This window comes from Mesorhizobium sp. Pch-S (genome assembly GCF_004136315.1).
GTDB lineage: Bacteria > Pseudomonadota > Alphaproteobacteria > Rhizobiales > Rhizobiaceae > Mesorhizobium.
The window spans coordinates 633,913-655,378 of the sequence record NZ_CP029562.1; the positions used below are offsets into that span (position 1 = coordinate 633,913).

Below are 21,466 nucleotides of genomic sequence, written 5' to 3' on the forward strand. Positions count from 1 at the left end.
GCCGTGGATAACTCACTTGCCCTTCCACACCGGATCGCGCTTCTCCGCGAAGGCCTTGAAACCTTCGAGATTGTCCTCCGAGGCGTAAAGCTCATCCACCGTGCGGAACTGGCGTTTGGTGATGCGGTTCATGGTCTCCTGGAAGCCCATGGTCTCGGCGGCGCGCGCCACCTCCTTGATGGCTGCGAAGACGAGCGGCGGGCCGCCGGCAAGCAGACGGGCGACTTCCCAGACACGATCCTCAAGCTTGTCGGCCGGCAGCACCTCGTTGACGAGGCCCCAGCGATGCGCTTCCTGCACGTCCATCCAGCGGCCGGTGAGCAGCAAGTCCATGGCGACGTGATAGGGAATGCGTTTCGGCAGCTTGATGGTGGCGGCATCCGCCAGCGTGCCGGCGCGGATCTCGGGCAGCGCGAAGCTGGAATGATCCGAGGCGTAGATGAGGTCGCAGGACAGCGCCAGTTCGAAGCCGCCGCCGACCGCCATGCCGTTGACACAGGCGATGACCGGCTTGTTCAGGTCGCGCAATTCCTGCAGGCCGGCAAAGCCGCCGACACCATAATCGCCGTCGACGGCGTCGCCAGCGGCTGCAGCCTTCAGGTCCCAGCCGGCGGAAAAGAACCTCTCGCCGGCCGTCTTGACGATGGCGATGCGCAGCTCCGGGTCGTCGCGAAAGGCCTTGAAGGTTTCGCCAAGCAGCCGCGACGTCTTCAGGTCGATGGCGTTGGCCTTCGGCCGGTCGAGCGTGACTTCGAAGATGACACCTTCGCGGCGGGTCTTTACGACATCAGACATTCTTCTTCTCCTTCGGCCGGAACGCCGCTTGTCTTTTCGGCAGGCTGATGAGCGGCCACGACCAGCAGGGCGTCGGCGATCCACGCCCCCTTGCCTTCGGCGCAGACGATCAGCGGATTGATGTCGAGCTCCTCGATGCCGCCGGCATGGGCCATGGCAAAACGAGCGATCTTCTCGATTGCCGCAATGGCTGCATCCAGATCAGCCTTGGGTCGGCCACGATAACCATCGAGCAGCGGGAACATGCGCAGGCTGCGAAGCGCTGTTTCGATGTCACCGCGCGTGGTCGGCAGCAACAGTGTGGCGCTGTCCTTCAACAGTTCCACCAGCACCCCGCCGGTGCCGACCGTCATCACCGGACCGAAAACCGGGTCGCGGGTCAGACCGACGATGAGCTCCGCAACGCCACCGCCCACCATCGCCTCGACATAAAGGCCGCTGCCCAGCGGCAGTAACGCGGTGGCGGCATCGTGGACATCGGCAGCACTTTTCAGATTGAGCCGGACGGCGCCGAGTTCGCTCTTGTGCGCCACGCCAAGCGCCTTGAGCGCTACCGGAAAGCCGAGCGCCTCGGCTGCCGTGACGGCCTCGGCAACGTCCGCAACCCGGCGACCTTGCGGCACCGGCAGGCCGGCAACCGCCAGCATGGCCTTGGCGACGGCTTCGTCCGGTTGCCGTTCCGCGGCAACGCTTTCGCCGGGCTCGGAACCAGAAACTCCAACAGGGGGTGAAGACGGGTGCTTCCATGCTTCCGCAACGAACACAGCTGCCTCGGCTGCATCGAATGCCTCGGCGATGCCATGGATCGGGACGATCCCGCGCCGGGCCAACTCGACCGAATGATCCTCCGAAAGGTTCTCGCCCATCGAGGCGACGATGGCACCGTGCGCACCATTGGCCTTCAACGCCGCTTCGAACGCATTGACCGTCGGCCACCAGTCGGCATCGGAACAGCGGTCCGTGCGCGGGAAATCCAGCACCAGCATGTTCAGGCCAAAACCGCCGGACGCCATCGCCGAGAAGGTTGCGGTGAGCGCTTCCTGCTTGCCCCAGATGTAGGTGTTGTAGTCGAGCGGATTGGCGACGGCGACGAGCGGCCCGAGTGTCTCCTGCACACGTGCCCTGTGCGCTTCCGTCAAGGCAGGAAAATACACGCGCCGACCTTCGGCGGTATCGGCCATGACGGACGCCTCGCCGCCGGAACAGCTCATCGACGACAGGGTTGGTTTCGAAAGAGGACCGACCACATGCAGAAGCTTCAGCGTTTCCAGGAACGACGGGATCGTGTCGACACGCGGAATGCCGAGCCGCTTCAGGAAGGCATCAGACGCGGCATCGGAGCCCGCAAGCGAAGCGGTGTGCGAGATGGTGGCGGCGCGCGCCTGTTCGGAGCGGCCGACCTTCATCGCGACGATCGGCTTCTTCAGCTGCCGCGCCCGTGCCGCCAGCCGCTCGAAGCCGTCGACCTTGTCGAAACCTTCAATGTGCAGGCCAAGGCAGGAAACGCGCTCGTCCTCGATGAGACCGAGCGCCATTTCGGAAAGGCCGGTCTGTGCCTGGTTGCCTGCCGTCATCAGAAACGCCACGGGCAGACCGCGCGTCTGCATGGTCAGGTTGCAGGCGATGTTGGAGGACTGGGTGATGATGGCCGCGCCCTTCTCGCCGTCCTGCAGCCGGCGACCGCCATGCTGGTCCGGCCACAGCAGGGCGCCGTCGGCATAGTTGATCAGCCCATAGCAGTTCGGGCCGATGATCGGCATGCCACCCGCGGCCTCGATCAGCGCCAGCTGCAGGTCCTGGCCTTCGGCCTCGTAATGCGCGGTCTCGCGGAAGCCGGCCGCAAAACAGATGGCGCCACCGGCACCGCTCGCACTCAACGCGCGCACCACATCGATGGTGAGATGCCTGTTGACACCGATGAAGGTGGCGTCCGGCGCATGTGGCAGATCGGCAAGGGAGCGGTAGGCCTTGACCCCCGCCACCTCGTCCTTGCTTGGATGGACCGGCCAGATATCGCCGGCAAAGCCCATCTTGAGCGATTGCCTGACGACATTGGGGGCAAAGAAACCACCACCGACGACGGCGATGGATTTCGGGCGCAGCAGGCGTGAAAGATCGCGAGGCATTGTCATGGGGTCACAGCTGCATTGTCCGCGCGGGTCGCTCGGAGCTTTTCGAGTTCGGTAAGATAGTCCTCAGTCGCCTTCACGCCCTTCGGGCTCAGCGCGTAGATCCCGGTACCGACCCGCTCGAACCATCCGTAGTGGTTGTCGGCCATCAGACGGCGGGCATGCGTTATGCTGGTCTGCCTGGCGACCTCGGCCGCCTTTGTCGGCCCCTGTTCGACAAGCAGGTTGAGGCAGCGCAGCGCTTCCTGGCGATATCCGGTCACCAGGTTGCGGCGGGTTGCTCCGCCGAGGTTCGGATCTCCGACCAGCCGTTCGAATTCACGCAGCAAGCGTGTCTTGCGCGGTTTCGACTGGCGCGGCTTGTAGGGTGCGGGATCGCAATGGATCTCGGTATAACCGTCGGCAAGCCGGACCGTGATCAAGCCCAGCCCGAGCCGGCGGCACAGCTTTCTGTTGTCGACCAGCGCCTTGAGCGAAGCGCGCCCGGCGCCGCGCGGCACGGCGACATAGACCGCGTCGCTGATGGCCTGGCGCTGGATCGCCTGGTGGAACAGGGACAGCGAAAAACCGGCTTTAAGTTCGACAATGACCGGATCGTCACCCTCACGGACGGCGACGATGTCGGCGGCACCGACCTCCCCCTTCACCGTGTAGCCCTGCGCTTCGAGCAGGTGCTTCACGGGAAGATAGAGATCGGTTTCCCTGATGCCGGTCTTAGCCATGAAACGGAGCCATGATGCGAGGCTACCCTCCGACGGCCCGCAACAGGGCGCGCGAAATGATGTGGCGCTGGATTTCCGACGTGCCTTCCCAGATGCGCTCGACGCGAGCATCGCGCCAGATACGCTCCAGTGGCAGGTCGTCCATCAGGCCCATACCGCCATGTATCTGGATCGCCTCGTCGGCGATATAGGCCAGCACCTCTGTGGCCTTGAGCTTCGCCATCGCCATGTCCTGGTCGGTCACGCTGCCCTGGTCGTACTTCCAGCCGGCTTCCATCACCATCAGATTCGCGGCTTTCAGCTCCGTCGCCATGTCGGCCAGCTTGAAGGACACGCCCTGGAACTTGCCGATCTGCTGGCCGAACTGCTCGCGCTGCGCGGCATAGTCGATGGCGTGCTGCAGCGCGCGCTCGGCTCGGCCGAGACATGTGGCACCGACCTGCAGGCGGGTGGCGCCCAGCCAGCTGTTGGCTACCTCAAAGCCCTTGTGGATCTCGCCCAGAACCTGTTCCTGCGGGATGCGGCAGTCGTCGAACTCCAGCACCGAGTTGGTGTAGCCGCGATGCGAGACGTTGCGATAGCCATCACGCACGGTGAAACCGGGCGTGCCCTTGTCGACGAAGAAAGCGGTGATCTTCTTGCGTTTGCCGCGCGGGCTGTCCTCTTCGCCCGAGGCCATGAAGCAGATGGCGAAGTCGGCGATGTCGGCATGGGAGATAAAATGCTTGGTGCCGTTCAGCACCCAGTCGCCGCCTTTTTCGACCGCGCTCGCCTTCATGCCGCGCAGGTCGGAGCCTGCGCCGGGCTCGGTCATGGCCAGGCAGTCCCATTTCTCGCCGCGAATGCAGGGAAAGAGGTATTTCTCACGCTGCGCGTCGGTGCCGGCGAGCAGGATGTTCGACGGCCGCGCCACGCAGGTCCAGTGCAAGGCATAGTTGGCGCGACCAAGTTCCTTTTCGTAGAGCAGCCAGGTAAGCGTATCCAGGCCGGCGCCACCGACTTCGGCCGGCATGTTGGCGGCGTAGAGACCGGCAGCGATCGCCTTGGCTTGCAGTTCCCTGATCAGGTCCATGCGCAGATGGCCGCTGCGCTCGACCTCCAGTTCATGCGGATAGAGCTCGTTCTCGACAAAGGCGCGCGTGGTATCGACGATGAGCTGCTGTTCTTCAGTCAGGCCGAAATGCATGGCTCAGCCCTTCTTCCCGGCGGCCTTCCTGGCCGCCTTCTTCACTGGCTTGGTCGCCTTGGCCTTCGCTGCGGCGCTGGACGTCTTTGTCTTCACTGAAGCCAGGTCGGTCAGCTGCTTGGTGTAGCTGTTGTGCAGCGCACCGGCACCCCAGCCCTTGCCCTTGTTCTGTCTGGACAACGCTTCCATGATCGCGACGAGATTGTCATCGCGGATCTTCTCGAGTTCGCGGATCGACCATTTGGACGACTGGTCGTCTGACTGACCGGCGATCAGGTCGACCAGTTCGTCGTTGAACTCCGGCACGTTGGTGAGCTTGGTCCACGGCCATTGCAGGCATGGCCCGAACTGCGCCATGAAGTGGCGCATGCCGGCCTCACCGCCGGCGATGCGGTAGACCTGGAACATGCCCATCTGCGCCCAGCGCAGGCCGAAACCGTAGCGCATGATGTCGTCGAGTTCCTCGACGGTGCAGATGCCATCCTTGATCAGCCAGAGCGCCTCGCGCCAGGCGGCCTCCAGCAGACGGTCGCCGACAAAAGCCTCGATCTCCTTGCGGATGACCACCGGCTTCATGCCGATGGACGCATAGATCTCCTTGGCGACCTCGATCGCCTCCGGGAAGGTCTGTGCGCCGCCGACGATCTCGACGAGGGGCAGGAGGTAGACCGGATTGAACGGATGGCCGACGACCAGCCGCTCAGGGTGTTTCTTCATCGCCACCTGCATGTCGGACGGCTTGATGCCGGATGTGGATGAACCGATGATCGAATTGGCGGGCGCATGGAGGTCGATCTCTGCCAGCACCTTGTGTTTCAGGTCGAGACGTTCCGGTACGCTTTCCTGGATGAAATCGGCATCCGTCACCGCTTCGGCGATGGTCTTGGCGAAGGTGAGCTTGCCTTCCTTGGGCAGACCGCCGGGCAGCATCTGCTTGTAGGCGCGGCGTGCGCCTTTCATCACTTCGCTGACCTTGCGCGACGCCTCGGGGTCGGGATCGTAGATCGAGACGTCGATGCCGTTGAGCAGAAGGCGCGCGACCCAGCCGGCGCCGATGACTCCACCGCCGATGGCGGCCGCTTTTTCGATTGTCATTTTTGTCGTTCCCCGAAAGGGCTTCAAGTTTCGACGAAGCTTACGCGGCCAGCGGCGCGCGCTTGGTGAGGTTGAGCTTCTTACGCACCTCTTCCGGCCCGATCACGCGAGCGCCGAGATTTTCGACGATGTTGGCCGCACGTTCGACCAACTGCGCGTTGGTGGCAAGCACGCCCTTGTCCAGCCAGAGATTGTCTTCCAGCCCGACGCGCACATTGCCGCCGGCCAGAACGGCCGCCGCGGCATAGGCCATCTGGTTGCGACCGAGCGCGAAGGCCGAGAACGTCCATTCCTTCGGCACATTGTTGACCATGGCCATGAAGGTATTGAGGTCGTCCGGAGCGCCCCACGGAACGCCCATGCACAGTTGCACCAGCGCGTCGGGCGCCAGCACCTTCTCTTCCACCAGTTGCTTGGCGAACCAGAGGTGGCCGGTGTCAAAAGCCTCGATTTCCGGCTTCACGCCCATTGCCGTCATCATGCCCCCCATCGCGCGCAGCATGCCGGGCGTGTTGGTCATGACATAGTCGGCTTCGTTGAAATTCATCGTGCCGCAATCCAGCGTGCAGATCTCGGGCAGGCACTGGCGCACATGCTCGACGCGGTTGCTGGCGCCGCCCATGTCGGTGCCCTGCTGCTTGAGGGGCAGCGGGTTTTCGACATCGCCGAACACCATGTCGCCACCCATGCCGGCCGTCAGGTTCAGGACGACGTCGACATTGGCGTCGCGGATTCGTTCGGTGACTTCGCGATAGAGATGGATGTCGCGGCGTGGCTTGCCGGTCTCCGGATCGCGGACATGGCAATGCACGATCGCTGCGCCCGCCTTGGCGGCCTCGATCGCCGAATCGGCTATCTGTTTCGGCGATCGGGGCACATGTGGGCTGCGGTCCTGGGTGCCGCCGGACCCGGTCACGGCACAGGTAATGAAGACCTCGCGGTTCATCGCAAGCGGCATCGCTTTTCCTCCCGAAATGCTTTTGACGGATCATTGCGCCGCTTGCCGAAGACTGTTTTGCGTTTTACGAAACAAACATGGCAAAAACCGAAAGGCGTTCAATCTTTCTTGCGGAGCGCACGCCGCTCAGGGTCACCCTGCTCGTCTTCTCCGGCTCATCCATCATGTGCGTGGCTTCCGCGGTCGACCCATTGCGGGCAGCCAACCGTATCACCGGCGAGACGCTGTTCGACTACCGGCTCGTCTCCATGACCGGCGACGCCCCGGTGACCACCTGCGGCCTGCCCGTTGCCGTTTCTGGACGTTTCGACCCGGCGGAGGCCATCGACATGCTGGTGGTGATCGCCGGCTTCGGCACGCAAAACTATGCGACCTCGGCATTGCTGGCCGGCCTGAGGCGGGCAGCACGCACGGCACGCGCCGTCGGCGGCGTCGAGGCGGGAACCTGGCTGGTTGGGCGTGCCGGACTGCTGGAGGGCCGCAGCGCCACCACTCATTGGGAGGACATGGAGGATTTCGCCGCCGCCTTCCCCGGCAGCGACGTGCGGCCTGACCGTTATGTCATCGACGGCCCTGTCTTCACGTCGGGCGGCGCATCGCCGACCTTCGACCTGATGCTGCATCTGGTGCGCTCGCGGCTCGGCATGGCAGTGGCGCTCGATGTCGCCAGCGTCTTCATCTACGACCAGGCCCGCGCTGCAACCGACGCGCAGCCACTTGTCTCGCTCGGCCGCCTCGATGGTTACGACCCGCGCCTTGCCCAGGCAATCCGGCTCATGGAAGCACATGTCGACCAACCGCTGACGATCGCCGCAATCGCCAGGCGTGCGGGCGTCACTGCCCGCACGCTGGAGAGCATCTTTCGCGCGTCGATCGACGAGACGCCGGGCGCCTACTATTTGCGACTCAGGTTGGCCGCCGCCAGGCGACTTGTGGTGGATACACGCGTCGCCATGACCGACATTGCCGAACGGACGGGATTTTCATCCGCGGCGGCATTTTCCAGAGCATTTTCGAAAGCGTTCGGCGAAGCACCGACGAAGGTAAGAAGCGGTTAGACCGCCCAGGATCAGGCGGCGTGGCTGCGAGGCCCGTCGATGAGATCGCGCATCTGCTTGGCAAGATGCGCCTCGAAGCGGCCAGCCACCGCGCGGTCCCATTCGTTGGCCGCCTTGGCATCGCTGGCAGGGCGCGGCATCGACATCAGCCGGTCGATGATCGAGCCGGCATGCTCACGCGACAGAAGAGCGTCGATTTCATGTTCGGTCTGCATTCTTCGCCTCCTTTCGATTCGTGTTGGCGAGGCCTGTATATAGGAAACCTGTGACGGCTTCTTGAAGGCAAGCTCAAGGCGATTGAAAGGCGAACGTAGAAAATTGAGTCACGAATTTGTGCGGATGCGGTGATTTCGTTTCACCAGCGCTTATTCGACTAAGCGATTCTAGAATTTCTTTTCGAACGCCACCGTCGTCAAATCGCTCTCCCACTCCAGGTCGGGATAACGGCCTGTCTCCTTGTAGCCAAGCGCCTTGTAGAAGCCCTGGCTTTGCTGATTGAAGCTGTCCGTTTCCAGCCGCACTTGGCCATGACCGGCATCCCGTATGGCTTTTTCAGTCTCAATCATTAACGCGCGACCGATACCGAGACGCTGATGGCGCGTGCCGACATGGAGGGCGTCGATGAAATCGTCCTGCCAGCTGACGAGCCCTGCGACATCACCGTCAACCGTGGCAACAAGGAAATCGAGGCCCTGCTCCTCGACGAAGCGACCACCGACATCTGTCTCGAGATACCGCCGCGCAGCCTCGGCCGTGATTTCAGGCTGCCAGGTGCTTGCGAAGGTTTCGCTCAGGATGCGCTTCATAGCCGGGAAATCCGCCTCGGTCGCGGGCCGGACGACAACCTCAGGAGCTTTTACACCCTCTCTGTGCGAAGCGTCACCCGTTGCCATTTCCATATACTCCTGCCGGCCGCGCGGACGCCGTTGTCCATGGCCGCGATCTCGCCCGGAACAGCGTTTTTCGCAAGCGCCTTCTCTCTCCCCTGTGCTGGACCAGCACTGCCCGGGCCAACGAAGAACATCGCGCCCATTACCTGCCGCGTAATTGGTTCCGTTCCGCGGTCGGGCGACAAGGTCAGCGTCAAAACCGAAACGAAGGACCCGACCATGACCGACCTCACCGCCATTGCCCGCAACTACTTCGCCGCCTGGAACGAAGCTGACGCAACACGCCGCATCGGCCTGCTCGACGCCGCCTTCACCCGGGACGTCAGCTATCGCGACCCGATCATGCAGGGTGACGGCCACGACGGCATGACGCAGTTGATCGAGGGCGTGCAACAGCGCTTCCCTGGCTTCCGCTTCTCGCTGCGCGGTACGCCTGACGGTTTCGGCGAGTTCATTCGCTTCTCATGGAATCTCGGCCCCGAAGGCACGGAGTCGGTGATCGAAGGCACCGATATCGGCCTGATTGAGAACGACCGGCTGAAAAACATCACCGGCTTTCTCGACAAGGTGCCTGCAAGTTAATACCGGTCCTGGATGTGGCCATATCCAGGACGCCTCAATCGCCGGCGTGGCCCATCCGGGCCACTTGGCTTCGCGCCAACGGGCGCGGCGCGCGGTCGCGCGCTCCAACGGTCATTCAAGATGACCGTTGGGAAATGCGCAGCCACCGCACTCCCCTTTGGGGAGGGTTTGGCGTCTACATCGTCCCGCGGATGGCCGGATAAAGCGCGCGATAGCGCTTGTAAGCATCCTCGAAGGCAACAGCCAGGGCCTGCTCCGGCTCGATGGTCGCCGCGACGGCGGGGGCCGTACAGACCGCGAGCGGATCTGCACCGCTTGCTGCGATGAGGCCTAGCCGCGCCGCGCCAAAGGCGGCGCCGAAGTCGCCATCGGCAGGCACGTCCACGGGAATGCCGAGCGCGGTGGCGATCGCCTTCAGCCAATAACGCGAGCGCGAGCCGCCGCCGATCGCTGTTACGCGTTGCAGCGTCGTTCCAGCCGAACGCAGGGCTTCGAGGCTGTCGCGGAAGGCAAAGGCGACCCCTTCCAGCACAGCCTGGGTCAGCGCAGCCCGATGCGATTCATGCTCTAGCCCGACAAAGGCACCACGAATGGCGGCGTCGTTGTGCGGCGTCCGCTCGCCCGACAGGTAAGGCAGGAAGGTGACGCCGCCCGGCGTCTTGAGCGCATCGCCGAGTTCACCGGTCAGCTCGCCGGCACTCTTGCCCGTGATGTTCGAGAGCCAGTTGAGCGAATCCGTCGCCGACAAGATGACGCCCATCTGGTGCCAGGTCGCCGGCAAGGCATGGCAGAAAGTGTGCACCGCGCTCTGCGGATTGGGCAGATAGGACGCGTTGGCGGCAAACAGGACGCCCGAAGTGCCCAGCGAAACAAAGGCATGGCCTTCCCCGACCGTGCCCATGCCGCACGCCGAGGCAGCGTTGTCACCGGCGCCACCGGCAACCGGAATGCCGGCGTTCACACCCCATTCGGAGGCAAGCTCAGCGCGCAGACCACCTGCCCGTTCGGTACCTTCGACCAGGGCCGGCATGTGCTTTTCATCGAGTTCCGTCGCGGCCAAAAGATCTGGCGACCAGCGCCGCTTTTCGACATCGAGCCAGGAGGTGCCAGCCGAATCCGACATTTCGGACATATGCTCGCCGGTCAGCCAGAACCTCAGATAATCCTTCGGCAAAAGGACCTTTGCGACCTTCGCAAAGATTGAGGGTTCATTTGCCTTCACCCAGGCGAGTTTGGGCGCGGTGAAACCCGGAAAAACGATATTGCCGGTGAGCTTGCGGAAGCGTGGATCGACGTCGAGTTTCGCGGCTTCGGTAAAGCTGCGCGTATCATTCCACAGGATGCAGGGCCGCAGCACGGCATCGGCGGTATCGAGCAAGGTAGCGCCATGCATCTGGCCGGACAGGCCGATGCCCTTGATCGCTGCGAATTCCTTGGCGTGCACCGCCCTCAGTTCGGCGATCGCCTCGCGGCAGGCGCGCACCCATTCGGCTGGATCCTGTTCCGACCAGCCGTGATGCGGACGCGATACGTCGAGTGAGCCGTGACCCGAGCCGATTATGGCCTGACCGTCGTCAATCAGCAGTGCCTTGATGCCGGACGTGCCCAGATCGAGCCCGAGATACATGCCTTCCTCCCCGTCTGGTCGACTCGCGACCTGGAGCATTTTGTAGCCAAGCGGGATCACTGGCGCTACAAAAATGCTGAGAAAACAAAAACTTAGAGCGTTTCCGCATTTCCGTGAAAAACGGAAACACTCTAGTGTCGTTCGATCGCACCTTCTTATATTTTTCGAGTATCGAAAAATATACTCGCCAGTTCTACTTTAAGGGCCCGATCAGGTCAATTCGCGTCCAGGGTGGCGGCGCGCTGCATGAACAGGGTCGACAAGGGGCTTTCAGGCCGGGCCAGCGCCCGTTCCGCCGTCAGTGCTCTTGCCAATGGTGTATTGCCGTCGCGCAGCGCTGCCTCGATCAAGGTCAGATCGATGACATCGCGTTGTGCATGGCTGCCGCCGAAACTGTGCGCAACAGCACGTATAGGTCTCAGCAGCCGCACAGTCTCGGCATAATTGCCTTCGCCGAAGGCTTTCACCGCCAGTGTCACCGGATGGCCGACATCGCGGGTGAAAGCAGCATTGTCGTCACCCGCCTGCATCGCTTCACGCTGCGTTTCGAGCAGCGTTCCCGCCGGTGCCTCCAGCCCCGCGCCGACGAAGGCCATCATGGCGTGGGCATCGTTGAAGGCGTAGTTGCCTGCAGCTGCCTTCGGCGCCCAGTTGGCGGCCAGTTCCGCCCAGCGGCTGCCGACATCGAACCCGCCCAGATGAAGGCGCCAGAGGATCGCCGAGGCATCGACCATGTTGAGCGACAATGTCGAGCGCTTGCCATAGATCGGTCCGTCGAACAGCGAAAGCACCTCATCGGTCTCGCCGAGATCGTAGTGGAACAGTGCCAGATGCCACCAGTTGTGCACCTGCAGGAAGCTCTCCCGCGTCCAGCCGTCCTTGTTTGCGTGCATCCAGGCAATGCCATCGCGCTGGCGACTTTGCATCTCCATGACATGGGCAACCGCGTGCTGCGCCCAGCCGTCACGAGGCTCGAGCTCGATAGCGGCACGGCCAAACTGCTCGGCCCGTTTGTAGTCACCGGTTTCTTCAAGCCCGAAGGCCTGCATGCCGAGAATGGAGTGGCACCCAGGCATCGCCTTGTCCCAGGCTGGCAGGGCGCGGCCGATACGATCACGCAACATGCGGGCATTGCCGGTGAAGAAGTCGATCTGGTGTCCGGCCTGCAGGGCCAGTGCATCGAGGGGAAAGTCGATCGTGATGTCCTCCAGCACGCGCGACGCTTCGTGCCAGCGTCCCGCAGCCAGATGACCGAGGGCCATGACGTGGCCCTGCTCACGCGCCGTCGCGGCAAGCGGCAACGCGGCTTCGTGGCAAGAACGTGCGACACCCATCGCCTCGCGTTCCGTCGCCAGACCGAACAGGTAGCCCTTCAGCACATGCGCCATGACAAAGCCGGGCGCCTCGGCGATGGCCAGATCAACCGAGCCGACGGGATCGCCAACGAAACGCTGCAGTTCCGAGAGGCCGCGCAGATAGTGCTCACGGGCAGTCGCCGAAGCGCCTGTCAAAGCGAGGCCGGATGTGTCGGTGATCGTCATCGGCGTTCAGTCCTGTCCACTGACAAGCAATATGATTTACGGAAATGTTTCAAGGAAAGCGCGGTCTTGCTCAAAAGCCCGTATTTCCGAATATTCGCAAATCATAAACCATGGCAACAAACCGTGTTTGGAAGCACGGGGCAAATCATGGCTTCTTTGTGGCAGCCAGCCTGATCGGCGGTGCGGGGACATTAAACGGGGTTGTCGAGACGAAAGGTTCTTAGACCAGCAAAAACAGGCAATTGAGAGGGACGATATCCATGCGGCAACACCACTCGACCCGGCCGAACCGGGTCAGGTTATCCGTGCGCGGCAAGCTCGGATTGCTGGCCTCCACCTCTCTCCTTCTCGGCTTGCTGCCGTTGTCCCCCGCTTCGGCCGCCTGTGTGCTTTCGACCTCGCCCGGCGACGACACCGTCATCTGCGACAGCGGCACGGTGGTCGGCAACCTTGTCGACACCGGCGGCAACAACACGCTGGTCTTTCCGGCTGGCGGCACCGGACAGATCACCGGCGACGTGACTTATGGCGCCGGCGTCGACCGCATCGAGATGCAATCCGGCACCATCACCGGTACGGTGGATCAGGGCGATAGCGACGACAACTTCGTCATCGGCGCCGGCACGGTGAACGGTAACGTGCAGCAGGGCGCCGGCATCGACAATTTCCAGATGAGCGGCGGCCAGATCGGCTCACTCAATCAGGGCAACCAGATCGATACTTTCTTCATGTCGGGCGGCCGTATCGTCGACTTCTTCGACGACGGCGATCAAGCCTTCATGAGCGGCGGCCGCATCGGCCGCGTCAACATGAAACTCGACAAGAACTACTTCAACATGTCGGGCGGCATCATCGACCGCAACCTCGTCACGGGCTTCGACCAGGACACGGTCATCATTTCCGGCGGAACGATCGGCGGCAACATCAGCGTCAGCGGCGGCAACGACAGCGTGACGGTGACAGGCGGCTCGATCGGCGGCGACATCCTGCTCTCCTTCGGAGAAGACACGTTCACCTGGAGCAATGGCGGCATCATCTATGGCACGATCGACCTCGGCGGCGACAACGACACTGCCACGCTGAGCAATCTCAACAACGGCAATCTCGGCGCCACGAAAGCGGTCAACGGCGGACTCGGCACCGATGCCATCACTCTTTCCAATGTCGACTTTGCCAATGTCTCCCGGTTGCAGAACTGGGAAACCGTCAACGCCACCAACGATACGGAACTGAAATTCGGCGGAACGCTGGCTCTCGGCGACACCGGCACAGGAACCGGCACGCTCAACGTCGACGCAACCAGCACGCTCTATGGCGGCGGTAGCAATGGCGGGGTATCGGCGTTCACGGCGGGACAACTTGCCAATGTCGTCAATGCCGGGCGCATAGATCTCACCAATGGCGGCAACAGCCTGACAGACACCTTCACCATTGCCGGCAACTACACCGGCAATGACGGTCTTCTGCTGTTGCAGACGGCTCTCGGCGACGATTCCTCGGCGTCCGACAAGCTGGTCATTTCCGGCGGCTCGGCAAGCGGTGGAACCAGCATCACCGTTGTCAATGTCGGCGGCGCGGGCGCGGCCACGACAGTGGACGGCATCATGGTGGTGCAGGCCGTCAATGGCGGATCCACCACGGCGAACGCCTTCGCACTCAATGGCCCGGTCGCGGCTGGCGCCTACGAATACTATCTCTTCAGGGGTGGGGTCAGTGCCGGCAGCAACGAGAACTGGTATCTGCGCTCGACGCTGATCACCTCCAACCCGGCTCCGGGGCCGGATCCTCTGGAGCCGACACCGCCGCCGCCGCCGCCAATACCGCCGGAGGTGGAGCCGCCGGCACCGCCACCTGTCACACCACCGCCTCCTGTGCCACCGGAGGCCACACCGACCGATCCCGATCCGGTCGATCCGGCACCGCCGGTGAACCCGACCGATCAACAGCCGGTGGCACCACCGCCACCGCCAGCCGTAGCGCCGCCGGATCCACCTCCGCCACCGCCGGATGTGCCGACGACAACACCACCCACGGATGGGAGCGTCGCACCACCGTCACCCGGCGCCACGCGTGTCACCGGCACCGCCGTACCGCTCTATCGCGTCGAAGTGCCTACCTATGCGGTGCTGCCGCCAGCCGGCTACTATCTGATGAGTGCCAATCTCGGCACCTTCCACGAACGGCGCGGCGAACAGGTGCTGCTCGGTGGCGTCGGCGTGGTGCCCGGAAGCTGGGGCCGCGTGTTTGGCCAGGACGCCGAGGTGAAATGGGGCGGCACCGTCGCACCAACGTTTGACGGCCACCTGTTCGGCTTCCAGGTGGGCACCGACCTGATCGGCTGGGAAGGAACCGCAGGGCATGAGAACCGCGCGGGCCTGTTCATCGGCCACACCCGCATGGACGGCGATATCCGCGGCCAGGCTCTGGGCTGGAACAATCTCAGCGTCGGCGACCTCGACCTCAATGCAACGAGCCTTGGCGCCTACTGGACACATATCGGACCGGGTGGCTGGTATCTGGACGGTGTCGTCATGGGTACCTGGCTCGACGGCAAGGCGACATCCAATCGTGCCGTCGGCATCGATGTCGACGGCACCGGTGTCACGCTATCACTCGAGGGCGGCTATCCGATCCAGCTTTCGTCGGAATGGACGCTGGAACCGCAGGCCCAGTTGATCTGGCAGCATCTGTCACTCGACGGGCAGAGAGACCGGTTCTCGACTGTCTCCTTCGACAATGACGACAGCGTCAGCGGCCGCCTCGGCCTGCGCCTGCAAGGTGCAATGCCGCTGGGCGCCGCCGTGCTGCAACCCTACCTGAAAGCCAATCTCTGGCACGACTTCGACGCAACCGACCGCGTCAATTTCGGTGGCGACCCGATCGATGTCGAGCGCGGCGGCACATCGCTGGAAGTTGGGGGCGGCGTGGTCGCCAAGCTTTCGCAAACGCTGAGCATCTTTGCGACGGCCGACTACACCACCAACCTCGGCGGCGAAAAGCGCCGGGTCTGGGAAGGCAATCTCGGCCTCAGCGTGAAATGGTAAAGACAGGCGGGGCTGAGCAAGCCCCGCCGCCGCCTTCAGTTACCGGATCGTATCGCCACAGTGGCGATGCCGGCGCCAACCAGCAGCGTACCGCCGGTACGATTGAAGATGCGGATCGCCTTCGGGTTGCGCACCACGTTGCGTGCCCGGGAGGCGACCAGTGCGTAACCGAAGGCATTGGCAAAAGCGAGCGTCAGGAAGGTTGCTTCGAAGATCGCCATCTGCGTCCAGAAATTGCCGTGCCGGTCGATGAACTGCGGCAGGAAGGCAACGAAGAAGGTGATGCTCTTCGGGTTGAGTGCCGTGACCAGCCAGGCATGCGCCATCATCTTCGCCGCCGACACGGCATCGTGGCGCGGTGTCGCCTCCAGCGTGCGACCGGCACGAAACAGCTTGATGCCGAGATAGACGAGATAGGCGGCGCCGATCACCTTGAGCACCGTGAAGACGGTGGCCGAAGCTGCCAGCAACGCGCCGATGCCAAGCATCGACAGCGTCATGGCGGTGAAATCGCCGAGCGCCACGCCAACCGCCATCGGCAGCGCCGTGCGCCAGCCCTGCCCTAGCGCATAGGAAACGACGAGCAGAATCGTCGGGCCCGGGATGATGAGAAGGATGGAAGATGCGGCAGCAAAGGCTGCCCAGCTTTCGAAGGACATGGGTCTCTCCTGTTAAAGAACAGGATAAATCCCTGCCTTCAGGCGGATGTAAAGCGGTTTTTGCAGCACGGTCTGGCGGCGCAGACAGGCGTCAGGTCGCGTCGCTCGACGCGCATCGCGCACCTGCCGCGGCAACGCACGCGATGGCCATCGTGGCCAATGAAGGCAGTGCCATATCGGTCGTCGCGGTTCGCCATGCGAAGGCCCGTTCCAGGTTCAAAATCGGTGCTCAAGGATCGGAGGAACGGATAGGCACAAGCCGCGCCGGCATTGTGACGGAAGCAAGGAGTTTTGGTGCGGAAGCCGCCGGAACTGCGGCGGCGCGGGCGCTGCGAAGTCGACGTGGAGACTGGAAAAGCAGGTCTCGCAAGGGTTTCACGCTTTTTAAACCATGAATCGTGAAAATGCGACGCATCCGGCGGGCATGTGATCCCGGCCGTTCGTATGGGGTAGAGTGTGCATGCGTAAGCCGCAAGACCTGACGCCTTCGTCCAGCGTCGACTTCCCGCAGTCCGATACAATCCTTTCCCGCCGCTCGGTGCTTTCCGGCCTCGGCATCATGACCCTGCTTGGCGCCTCCGGCTGCTCGCAGACCCTCGACCTCCCTTCGCTCGGGCCGATCACCCCGTCGAACGGCATGCCGCCGCTCGATGACATGTCGACCGGTTCGATCCGTCCGATCCCGCCGATCAGCGTCGACAGGAACATCACCGACAACAGCGCGATGTATGCCTCGCTGACCGACAACGGCTTCGTCATCCCGGCCATTCCCTTCCAGAAGGTCAAGGCGGAATTCCGCCGCCAGATCGTCGTCGACCCGACCGGCGAAGCGCCCGGCACGATCGTCGTCAGGCTCAATGAACGCCATCTCTACTGGGTGCAGGAAGGCGGCGAAGCGATCCGCTACGGCGTCGGTATCGGCAAAGCCGGCTTCGAATGGAGTGGCCGCGCGGTGATCCAGTACACCAAGGAATGGCCGACCTGGACGCCGCCTCGGGAAATGATCGCGCGCAAGCCGGAACTGGTGAAATGGGCAAGTGGCCAGCCGGGCGGTCTCGACAACCCGCTCGGAGCGCGTGCGCACTATATCTACAAGGATGGCCAGGACACGGGCTACCGCGTGCACGGCTCGCCTGAATGGTGGACCATCGGCACACAGGCTTCATCCGGCTGCGTGCGCATGATCAACCAGGACGTCATCGACCTGTACAACCGGGTCAAGGCATCGCCGAACAAGGTGCCGATTGTTGTGGCTTAGGGCAGTCGGCAGTCGGCAGTCGGCAGTCGGCAGTCGAAGGCTCTCACCTTCGCATCGATTGCAAGCGCTATCCAGCTGGCGAGCCATCTCGCCCAATTGCCAGATACCATTCCCCACTGCCGACTGCCCACTCCCGACTGCCTCCCCACTAATCGATTGAATTCCCCCGTTGCGTCAGGCCGGAATACAGGCGAAAGTTCTGGTTCAGACGTCTCGGGAGGATCGAACAATGGCCGGAACTTTCGTCATCGCTCAGGGTGGCGGTCCTACCGCGGTTATCAACCAGACGGTGGTCGGCGCGGTCCTCGAAGTCCGCAAGAAACATCCTGGCGCGCGTGTCCTCGGCGCACGCCATGGCGTGCGTGGCGTGCGCGACGGCGACTATGTCGACCTGACCGACATGCGTGAGGATCAGCTCAGGCTGATCGGCCGCACACCTTCAGCAGCGCTGGGCTCGACCCGCGACAAGCCGGATGCAGCTTACTGCGAACTGGTGCTGCAAGGCCTGCAGAAGGCTGGAGCCGACGCCTTCATCTATATCGGCGGTAACGACACGTCCGGCACGCAGCAGATCCTCACCGATGCGGCGGGCGGCAAGATCGCCTTCGTGCACGCGCCGAAAACCATCGACAACGATCTTGTCGAGAACGACCATACGCCGGGCTTCATCTCGGCGGCGGAATTCGTCGCCGGCGCTTTCCTGTCGGTCGATCTCGATTTCCGTGCCCTGCCCGGCATCTATGTCGGCATCGTCATGGGCCGCCACGCCGGCTTCCTCACTGCCGCCTCCGCCGCCTGGCGGATCGACGGAGACAGTGGCCCGCATCTTGTCTACGTACCTGAACGGGCCTTCTCGGTGGACCGTTTCATCGAGGATGTGAAAGCGACGATGGACAGGCACAAACGTTGCATCGTCGCCGTCTCGGAAGGCGTCTCGACTGCCGATGGCCGTTCGCTGGTCGAGACCATCGTCGGCTCCGACAAGGTCGAGCGGGATGCTCATGGCAACGTCAAGCTTTCCGGCAGCGACCTCAACCGCGCTTTCGAACAGGCGCTGGCCGAGAAGCTGCCCGGCAAGCGCGCCCGCGTCGACGCGCTCGGTTACATGCCACGCGGCTACATCGGGGCAATCAGCCCGGTCGACGCGCAGGAAGCCTTCGATGCCGGCGCCTTCGCCGTCGGTGTGGCTGCCGAGGGCGGCGGTTCGGTGGCATTGCAATATGACGGCAGCAAAACCGTATTCAGGAAAGTGCCGCTGAGCAGCGTCGCCGCCAAGACCAGGCATATGCCCGACGACTTCATGCTGCAGGACGCCAATAGCCTTTCGGAGGCGGGTCTAGCCTATCTGCACCGGCTGGTTCCAGCCAAATACCAGGTCGGCAAACCGTTCGTATAAGGGTGCCGGCGTGACAGGCTGGTTCGACAGGAAGGCGCTCGATCCAGCGCTGACGCTGATCACCGAACCCTTCGTGCATCCTTATATGAGCGCCAACATCTGGCATCTGAAAGGACGAGACGTCGACCTTCTGGTCGACACAGGCATGGGCATCTGCCCATTGGCACCGGAGATCGACAGGTCCGCAGGCAAGCCGCTGCTGGTGGTCGCAACCCATATCCATCTCGACCACGTCGGCTCGTTGCACGAATTCGCACAGCGCGCAGGGCCGCAAAAGAGTGCGGCCGAATTCGCCCGCATGAGCGATGCCGCCACTTACGCGCACGAATTCCGCCAACTTGAAGGTGCGGTGTCACGCCTGCCCTATCCGGGCTGGAGCCGCGAGGCCTATCACATAGAACCGGCGCCGCTGACGCGCGTTCTCGGTGAAGGCGACGTCGTCGACCTGGGCGATCGGCGCTTTGCCGTGCTGCACCTGCCTGGCCATTCGCCGGATTCGATCGCGCTTTTCGACGAGCGCGACGGACTCTTCTTCAGCGGCGACGCCATCTATGACGACACTTTGCTCGACGACCTGCCGGATTCCGACCCAGCCATCTATCGCCACACCATGCAGCGGCTGCTCGAACTGCCGATCAGCGCGGGCCATGGCGGCCATGGCCCGAGCTTCGATCGCAGCCGGATGCAGGAGATTGCGCGCACTTACCTGGGTATCCGCTGATCGTGACTGAAGCGATTTCTCGTCACACGCCAGCGTGAAGCGCAGTGACAAAGAAAAAGGCGCCGCTCTGAGCGACGCCCTCTTTTCAGCAGTCAGGCGCGGCCGACCCGGTCGGTTCAATCGACCCGGTTGGCTCAGCCAACCCGGTCGGCTCAGCCGACCTGCTCGTCCCAGCCGGAGATCGCCTTGACTTCAAGGAAGTCCTCGAGGCCCCACTTGCCGCCTTCGCGGCCGAGGCCCGAGGCCTTGTAGCCACCGAAGGGGCTGCCATAAGGCCGATCAGCGCCATTGATCTGGACCATACCGGCGCGGATCCGGCGCGCCACGCGCTGCGCTTTGACCTTGTCCTGCGTCTGCACATAGCCAGACAGCCCGTAAGGCGTATCGTTGGCAATGGCGATGGCATCTTCTTCCGTATCGAAAGGGATCATCGCCAACACAGGCCCGAAGATCTCTTCGCGTGCGATGGTCATGTCATTGTTGACATCGGCAAAGACGGTTGGACGCACGTAGTAGCCGCGGTTGAAGCCCTCGGGACGGCCAAGGCCGCCGGCGACGACGCGCGCACCTTCCTTGATGCCCGCCTCGATCAGGCTCTGTACCTTGTTGAACTGAACCTCGGAAGAGAGCGGACCGATGTGGTCGCCGTCCTCGGCAGGGTTGCCGACCTTGACAGTGGCGGCATAGTCGGCAGCGAGGCCAACGGCCCGGTCATAGACGGGCCGCTCGACCAGCATGCGGGTCGGCGCGTTGCAGGATTGGCCGGTGTTTTCGAAACAATGCGCCAGACCGCGCGCGATCGCATCCGGCAGATCGCTGTCGGCAAAGACGATGTTGGGCGATTTGCCACCGAGTTCCAGGGCGACACGCTTGATGCCGTCGGCGGAGGACTTGGCCACGGCAATGCCGGCGCGGGTCGAACCGGTGAAGGACATCATGTCGATGCCGGGATGACGCGACAGCGCCTCGCCGACGGTCGGGCCGTCACCGTTGACCATGTTGAACACACCGGCAGGGAAACCGGCATCTTCCATCATTTCGGCGAAAACGATGGACGAGACCGGTGCGATCTCGGACGGCTTCAGCACCACGGTGCAGCCGGCGGCGAGGGCCGGAACGACCTTCAACGTCACCTGGTTCATCGGCCAGTTCCATGGCGTGATCAGGCCGCAGACCCCGATCGGCTCATAGACGATATGTTCTTCCTTGTTGCGCTCGCTGAGCGGTGTTTCGAAGTGGAAATCCTTGAGCGTGCGGATGAACGCCTTGATATGACCAGCACCGCAGGCAGCCTGGGCTTCCAATGCCAGCTTGATCGGCGCGCCCATCTCGTCCGAAATGGCCTTGGCCATGTCGTCCATACGCTTGTTGTAAGAGGCAAGCAGGCGCTCCAGCGCGGCAAGACGTTCCTCCCGGCTGGTGCGGCTCCAGCTATCGAAAGCGCGGCGGGCAGCGGTGACTGCCTTGTCGACATCGGCAGCGGAACCCAGCGAAATGACGGCAAAGGGTTGCTCGTCAGCTGGATTGATGACTTCGAGTTCCTTCGGCGCGACCGGCGCGACCCACTTGCCGTCGATGAAGAAATCCGTCTTACGCAGCATTCTGTTTCCCTGTTCACGACTGCTTTAACAGCCGGCCCGGTTAGCACGGGCGGTGAAACCGACATGGTTTTTAGTGTTGCGGCAGTGTTCTAGCCTTGCCTCGAGGGGCGGCTCAAGCCTCAGCGCGGAGCCTGCGTGAGGCCAGCAGATGAAAAAGAGGGAGGCTTTCAAGCCTTCTTCGAGCGATTTTGGTATGAGATCAGT

Annotated in this window: 18 protein-coding genes; 6 read left to right on the forward strand and 12 right to left on the reverse strand. The window is 63.0% G+C overall.

Annotated elements, in window-relative coordinates:
* Nucleotides 1-12: 12 nt before the first annotated feature.
* The 6 genes from C1M53_RS02975 to C1M53_RS03000 are packed head-to-tail and all read right to left on the reverse strand — an operon-like array spanning nucleotide 13 to nucleotide 6,885.
* Nucleotides 13-795, reverse strand: coding sequence for a carnitinyl-CoA dehydratase (locus C1M53_RS02975; protein ID WP_129410883.1), 783 nt, complete (start codon nucleotides 793-795; stop codon nucleotides 13-15).
* Nucleotides 780-2,927: an acetate--CoA ligase family protein gene (locus C1M53_RS02980; protein WP_129410884.1), complete on the reverse strand. Its 2,148-nt coding sequence runs from the start codon at nucleotides 2,925-2,927 to the stop codon at nucleotides 780-782. The genes C1M53_RS02975 and C1M53_RS02980 overlap by 16 nt, the downstream gene beginning before the upstream one ends.
* Nucleotides 2,924-3,646, reverse strand: coding sequence for a DUF2161 family putative PD-(D/E)XK-type phosphodiesterase (locus tag C1M53_RS02985; RefSeq protein ID WP_129410885.1), 723 nt, complete (start codon nucleotides 3,644-3,646; stop codon nucleotides 2,924-2,926). The genes C1M53_RS02980 and C1M53_RS02985 overlap by 4 nt, the downstream gene beginning before the upstream one ends.
* Nucleotides 3,647-3,668: 22 nt before the next feature.
* Nucleotides 3,669-4,832, reverse strand: a complete 1,164-nt coding sequence (locus C1M53_RS02990) for an acyl-CoA dehydrogenase family protein (protein WP_129410886.1) — start codon at nucleotides 4,830-4,832, stop codon at nucleotides 3,669-3,671.
* Between the two features lie 3 nt (nucleotides 4,833-4,835).
* Nucleotides 4,836-5,927, reverse strand: coding sequence for a 3-hydroxyacyl-CoA dehydrogenase NAD-binding domain-containing protein (locus C1M53_RS02995; protein ID WP_129410887.1), 1,092 nt, complete (start codon nucleotides 5,925-5,927; stop codon nucleotides 4,836-4,838).
* A gap of 40 nt (nucleotides 5,928-5,967) precedes the next feature.
* Complete coding sequence (locus tag C1M53_RS03000; protein ID WP_129410888.1) at nucleotides 5,968-6,885, reverse strand: 3-keto-5-aminohexanoate cleavage protein; 918 nt, start codon at nucleotides 6,883-6,885, stop codon at nucleotides 5,968-5,970.
* A gap of 77 nt (nucleotides 6,886-6,962) precedes the next feature.
* On the opposite strand from C1M53_RS03000, the gene C1M53_RS03005 reads away from it, so the two are divergent.
* On the forward strand, nucleotides 6,963-7,943 hold the full coding sequence (locus C1M53_RS03005) for a GlxA family transcriptional regulator (RefSeq protein WP_129410889.1): 981 nt from the start codon (nucleotides 6,963-6,965) through the stop codon (nucleotides 7,941-7,943).
* Nucleotides 7,944-7,954: 11 nt separating this feature from the next.
* Here C1M53_RS03005 and C1M53_RS03010 read toward each other — a convergent pair whose 3' ends face one another.
* Both C1M53_RS03010 and C1M53_RS03015 read right to left on the reverse strand, forming a co-directional pair.
* The gene (locus C1M53_RS03010) at nucleotides 7,955-8,158 is read right to left on the reverse strand and encodes a hypothetical protein (protein WP_129410890.1); all 204 of its coding nucleotides are present in this window, start codon (nucleotides 8,156-8,158) and stop codon (nucleotides 7,955-7,957) included.
* 168 nt (nucleotides 8,159-8,326) lie between these two features.
* Nucleotides 8,327-8,842, reverse strand: a complete 516-nt coding sequence (locus C1M53_RS03015; RefSeq protein ID WP_348630023.1) for an N-acetyltransferase — start codon at nucleotides 8,840-8,842, stop codon at nucleotides 8,327-8,329.
* Between the two features lie 210 nt (nucleotides 8,843-9,052).
* Here C1M53_RS03015 and C1M53_RS03020 point away from each other — a divergent pair, with 210 nt between their 5' ends.
* Complete coding sequence (locus tag C1M53_RS03020) at nucleotides 9,053-9,415, forward strand: nuclear transport factor 2 family protein (protein WP_129415993.1); 363 nt, start codon at nucleotides 9,053-9,055, stop codon at nucleotides 9,413-9,415.
* Between the two features lie 175 nt (nucleotides 9,416-9,590).
* On the opposite strand, the gene xylB is transcribed toward C1M53_RS03020, so the two are convergent.
* The gene (gene xylB / locus C1M53_RS03025; protein WP_129410891.1) at nucleotides 9,591-11,042 is read right to left on the reverse strand and encodes a xylulokinase; all 1,452 of its coding nucleotides are present in this window, start codon (nucleotides 11,040-11,042) and stop codon (nucleotides 9,591-9,593) included.
* A 215-nt stretch (nucleotides 11,043-11,257) separates the two neighbouring features.
* Nucleotides 11,258-12,583, reverse strand: coding sequence for a tetratricopeptide repeat protein (locus C1M53_RS03030; protein WP_129410892.1), 1,326 nt, complete (start codon nucleotides 12,581-12,583; stop codon nucleotides 11,258-11,260).
* 260 nt (nucleotides 12,584-12,843) lie between these two features.
* Here C1M53_RS03030 and C1M53_RS03035 point away from each other — a divergent pair, with 260 nt between their 5' ends.
* Complete coding sequence (locus C1M53_RS03035) at nucleotides 12,844-15,627, forward strand: autotransporter outer membrane beta-barrel domain-containing protein (RefSeq protein WP_129410893.1); 2,784 nt, start codon at nucleotides 12,844-12,846, stop codon at nucleotides 15,625-15,627.
* A 35-nt stretch (nucleotides 15,628-15,662) separates the two neighbouring features.
* On the opposite strand, the gene C1M53_RS03040 is transcribed toward C1M53_RS03035, so the two are convergent.
* Entirely contained in the window at nucleotides 15,663-16,286 is a 624-nt protein-coding gene (locus tag C1M53_RS03040; protein ID WP_129410894.1) for a LysE family translocator, read from the reverse strand.
* Between the two features lie 460 nt (nucleotides 16,287-16,746).
* Between C1M53_RS03040 and C1M53_RS03045 the strand changes: the two genes are divergently transcribed.
* From C1M53_RS03045 to C1M53_RS03055, 3 genes are all read left to right on the forward strand, one after another.
* Nucleotides 16,747-17,544, forward strand: coding sequence for a L,D-transpeptidase (locus C1M53_RS03045; RefSeq protein WP_129410895.1), 798 nt, complete (start codon nucleotides 16,747-16,749; stop codon nucleotides 17,542-17,544).
* Between the two features lie 229 nt (nucleotides 17,545-17,773).
* Entirely contained in the window at nucleotides 17,774-18,940 is a 1,167-nt protein-coding gene (locus tag C1M53_RS03050; protein WP_129410896.1) for a diphosphate--fructose-6-phosphate 1-phosphotransferase, read from the forward strand.
* Between the two features lie 10 nt (nucleotides 18,941-18,950).
* A complete protein-coding gene (locus C1M53_RS03055) occupies nucleotides 18,951-19,661 on the forward strand; it encodes an MBL fold metallo-hydrolase (protein ID WP_245488425.1) in 711 nt (236 codons plus the stop codon).
* A gap of 152 nt (nucleotides 19,662-19,813) precedes the next feature.
* Here the strand turns inward: C1M53_RS03055 and C1M53_RS03060 are convergent, their stop codons facing one another.
* Nucleotides 19,814-21,262, reverse strand: a complete 1,449-nt coding sequence (locus C1M53_RS03060; protein ID WP_129410897.1) for an aldehyde dehydrogenase family protein — start codon at nucleotides 21,260-21,262, stop codon at nucleotides 19,814-19,816.
* Between the last annotated feature and the right edge of the window lie 204 nt (nucleotides 21,263-21,466).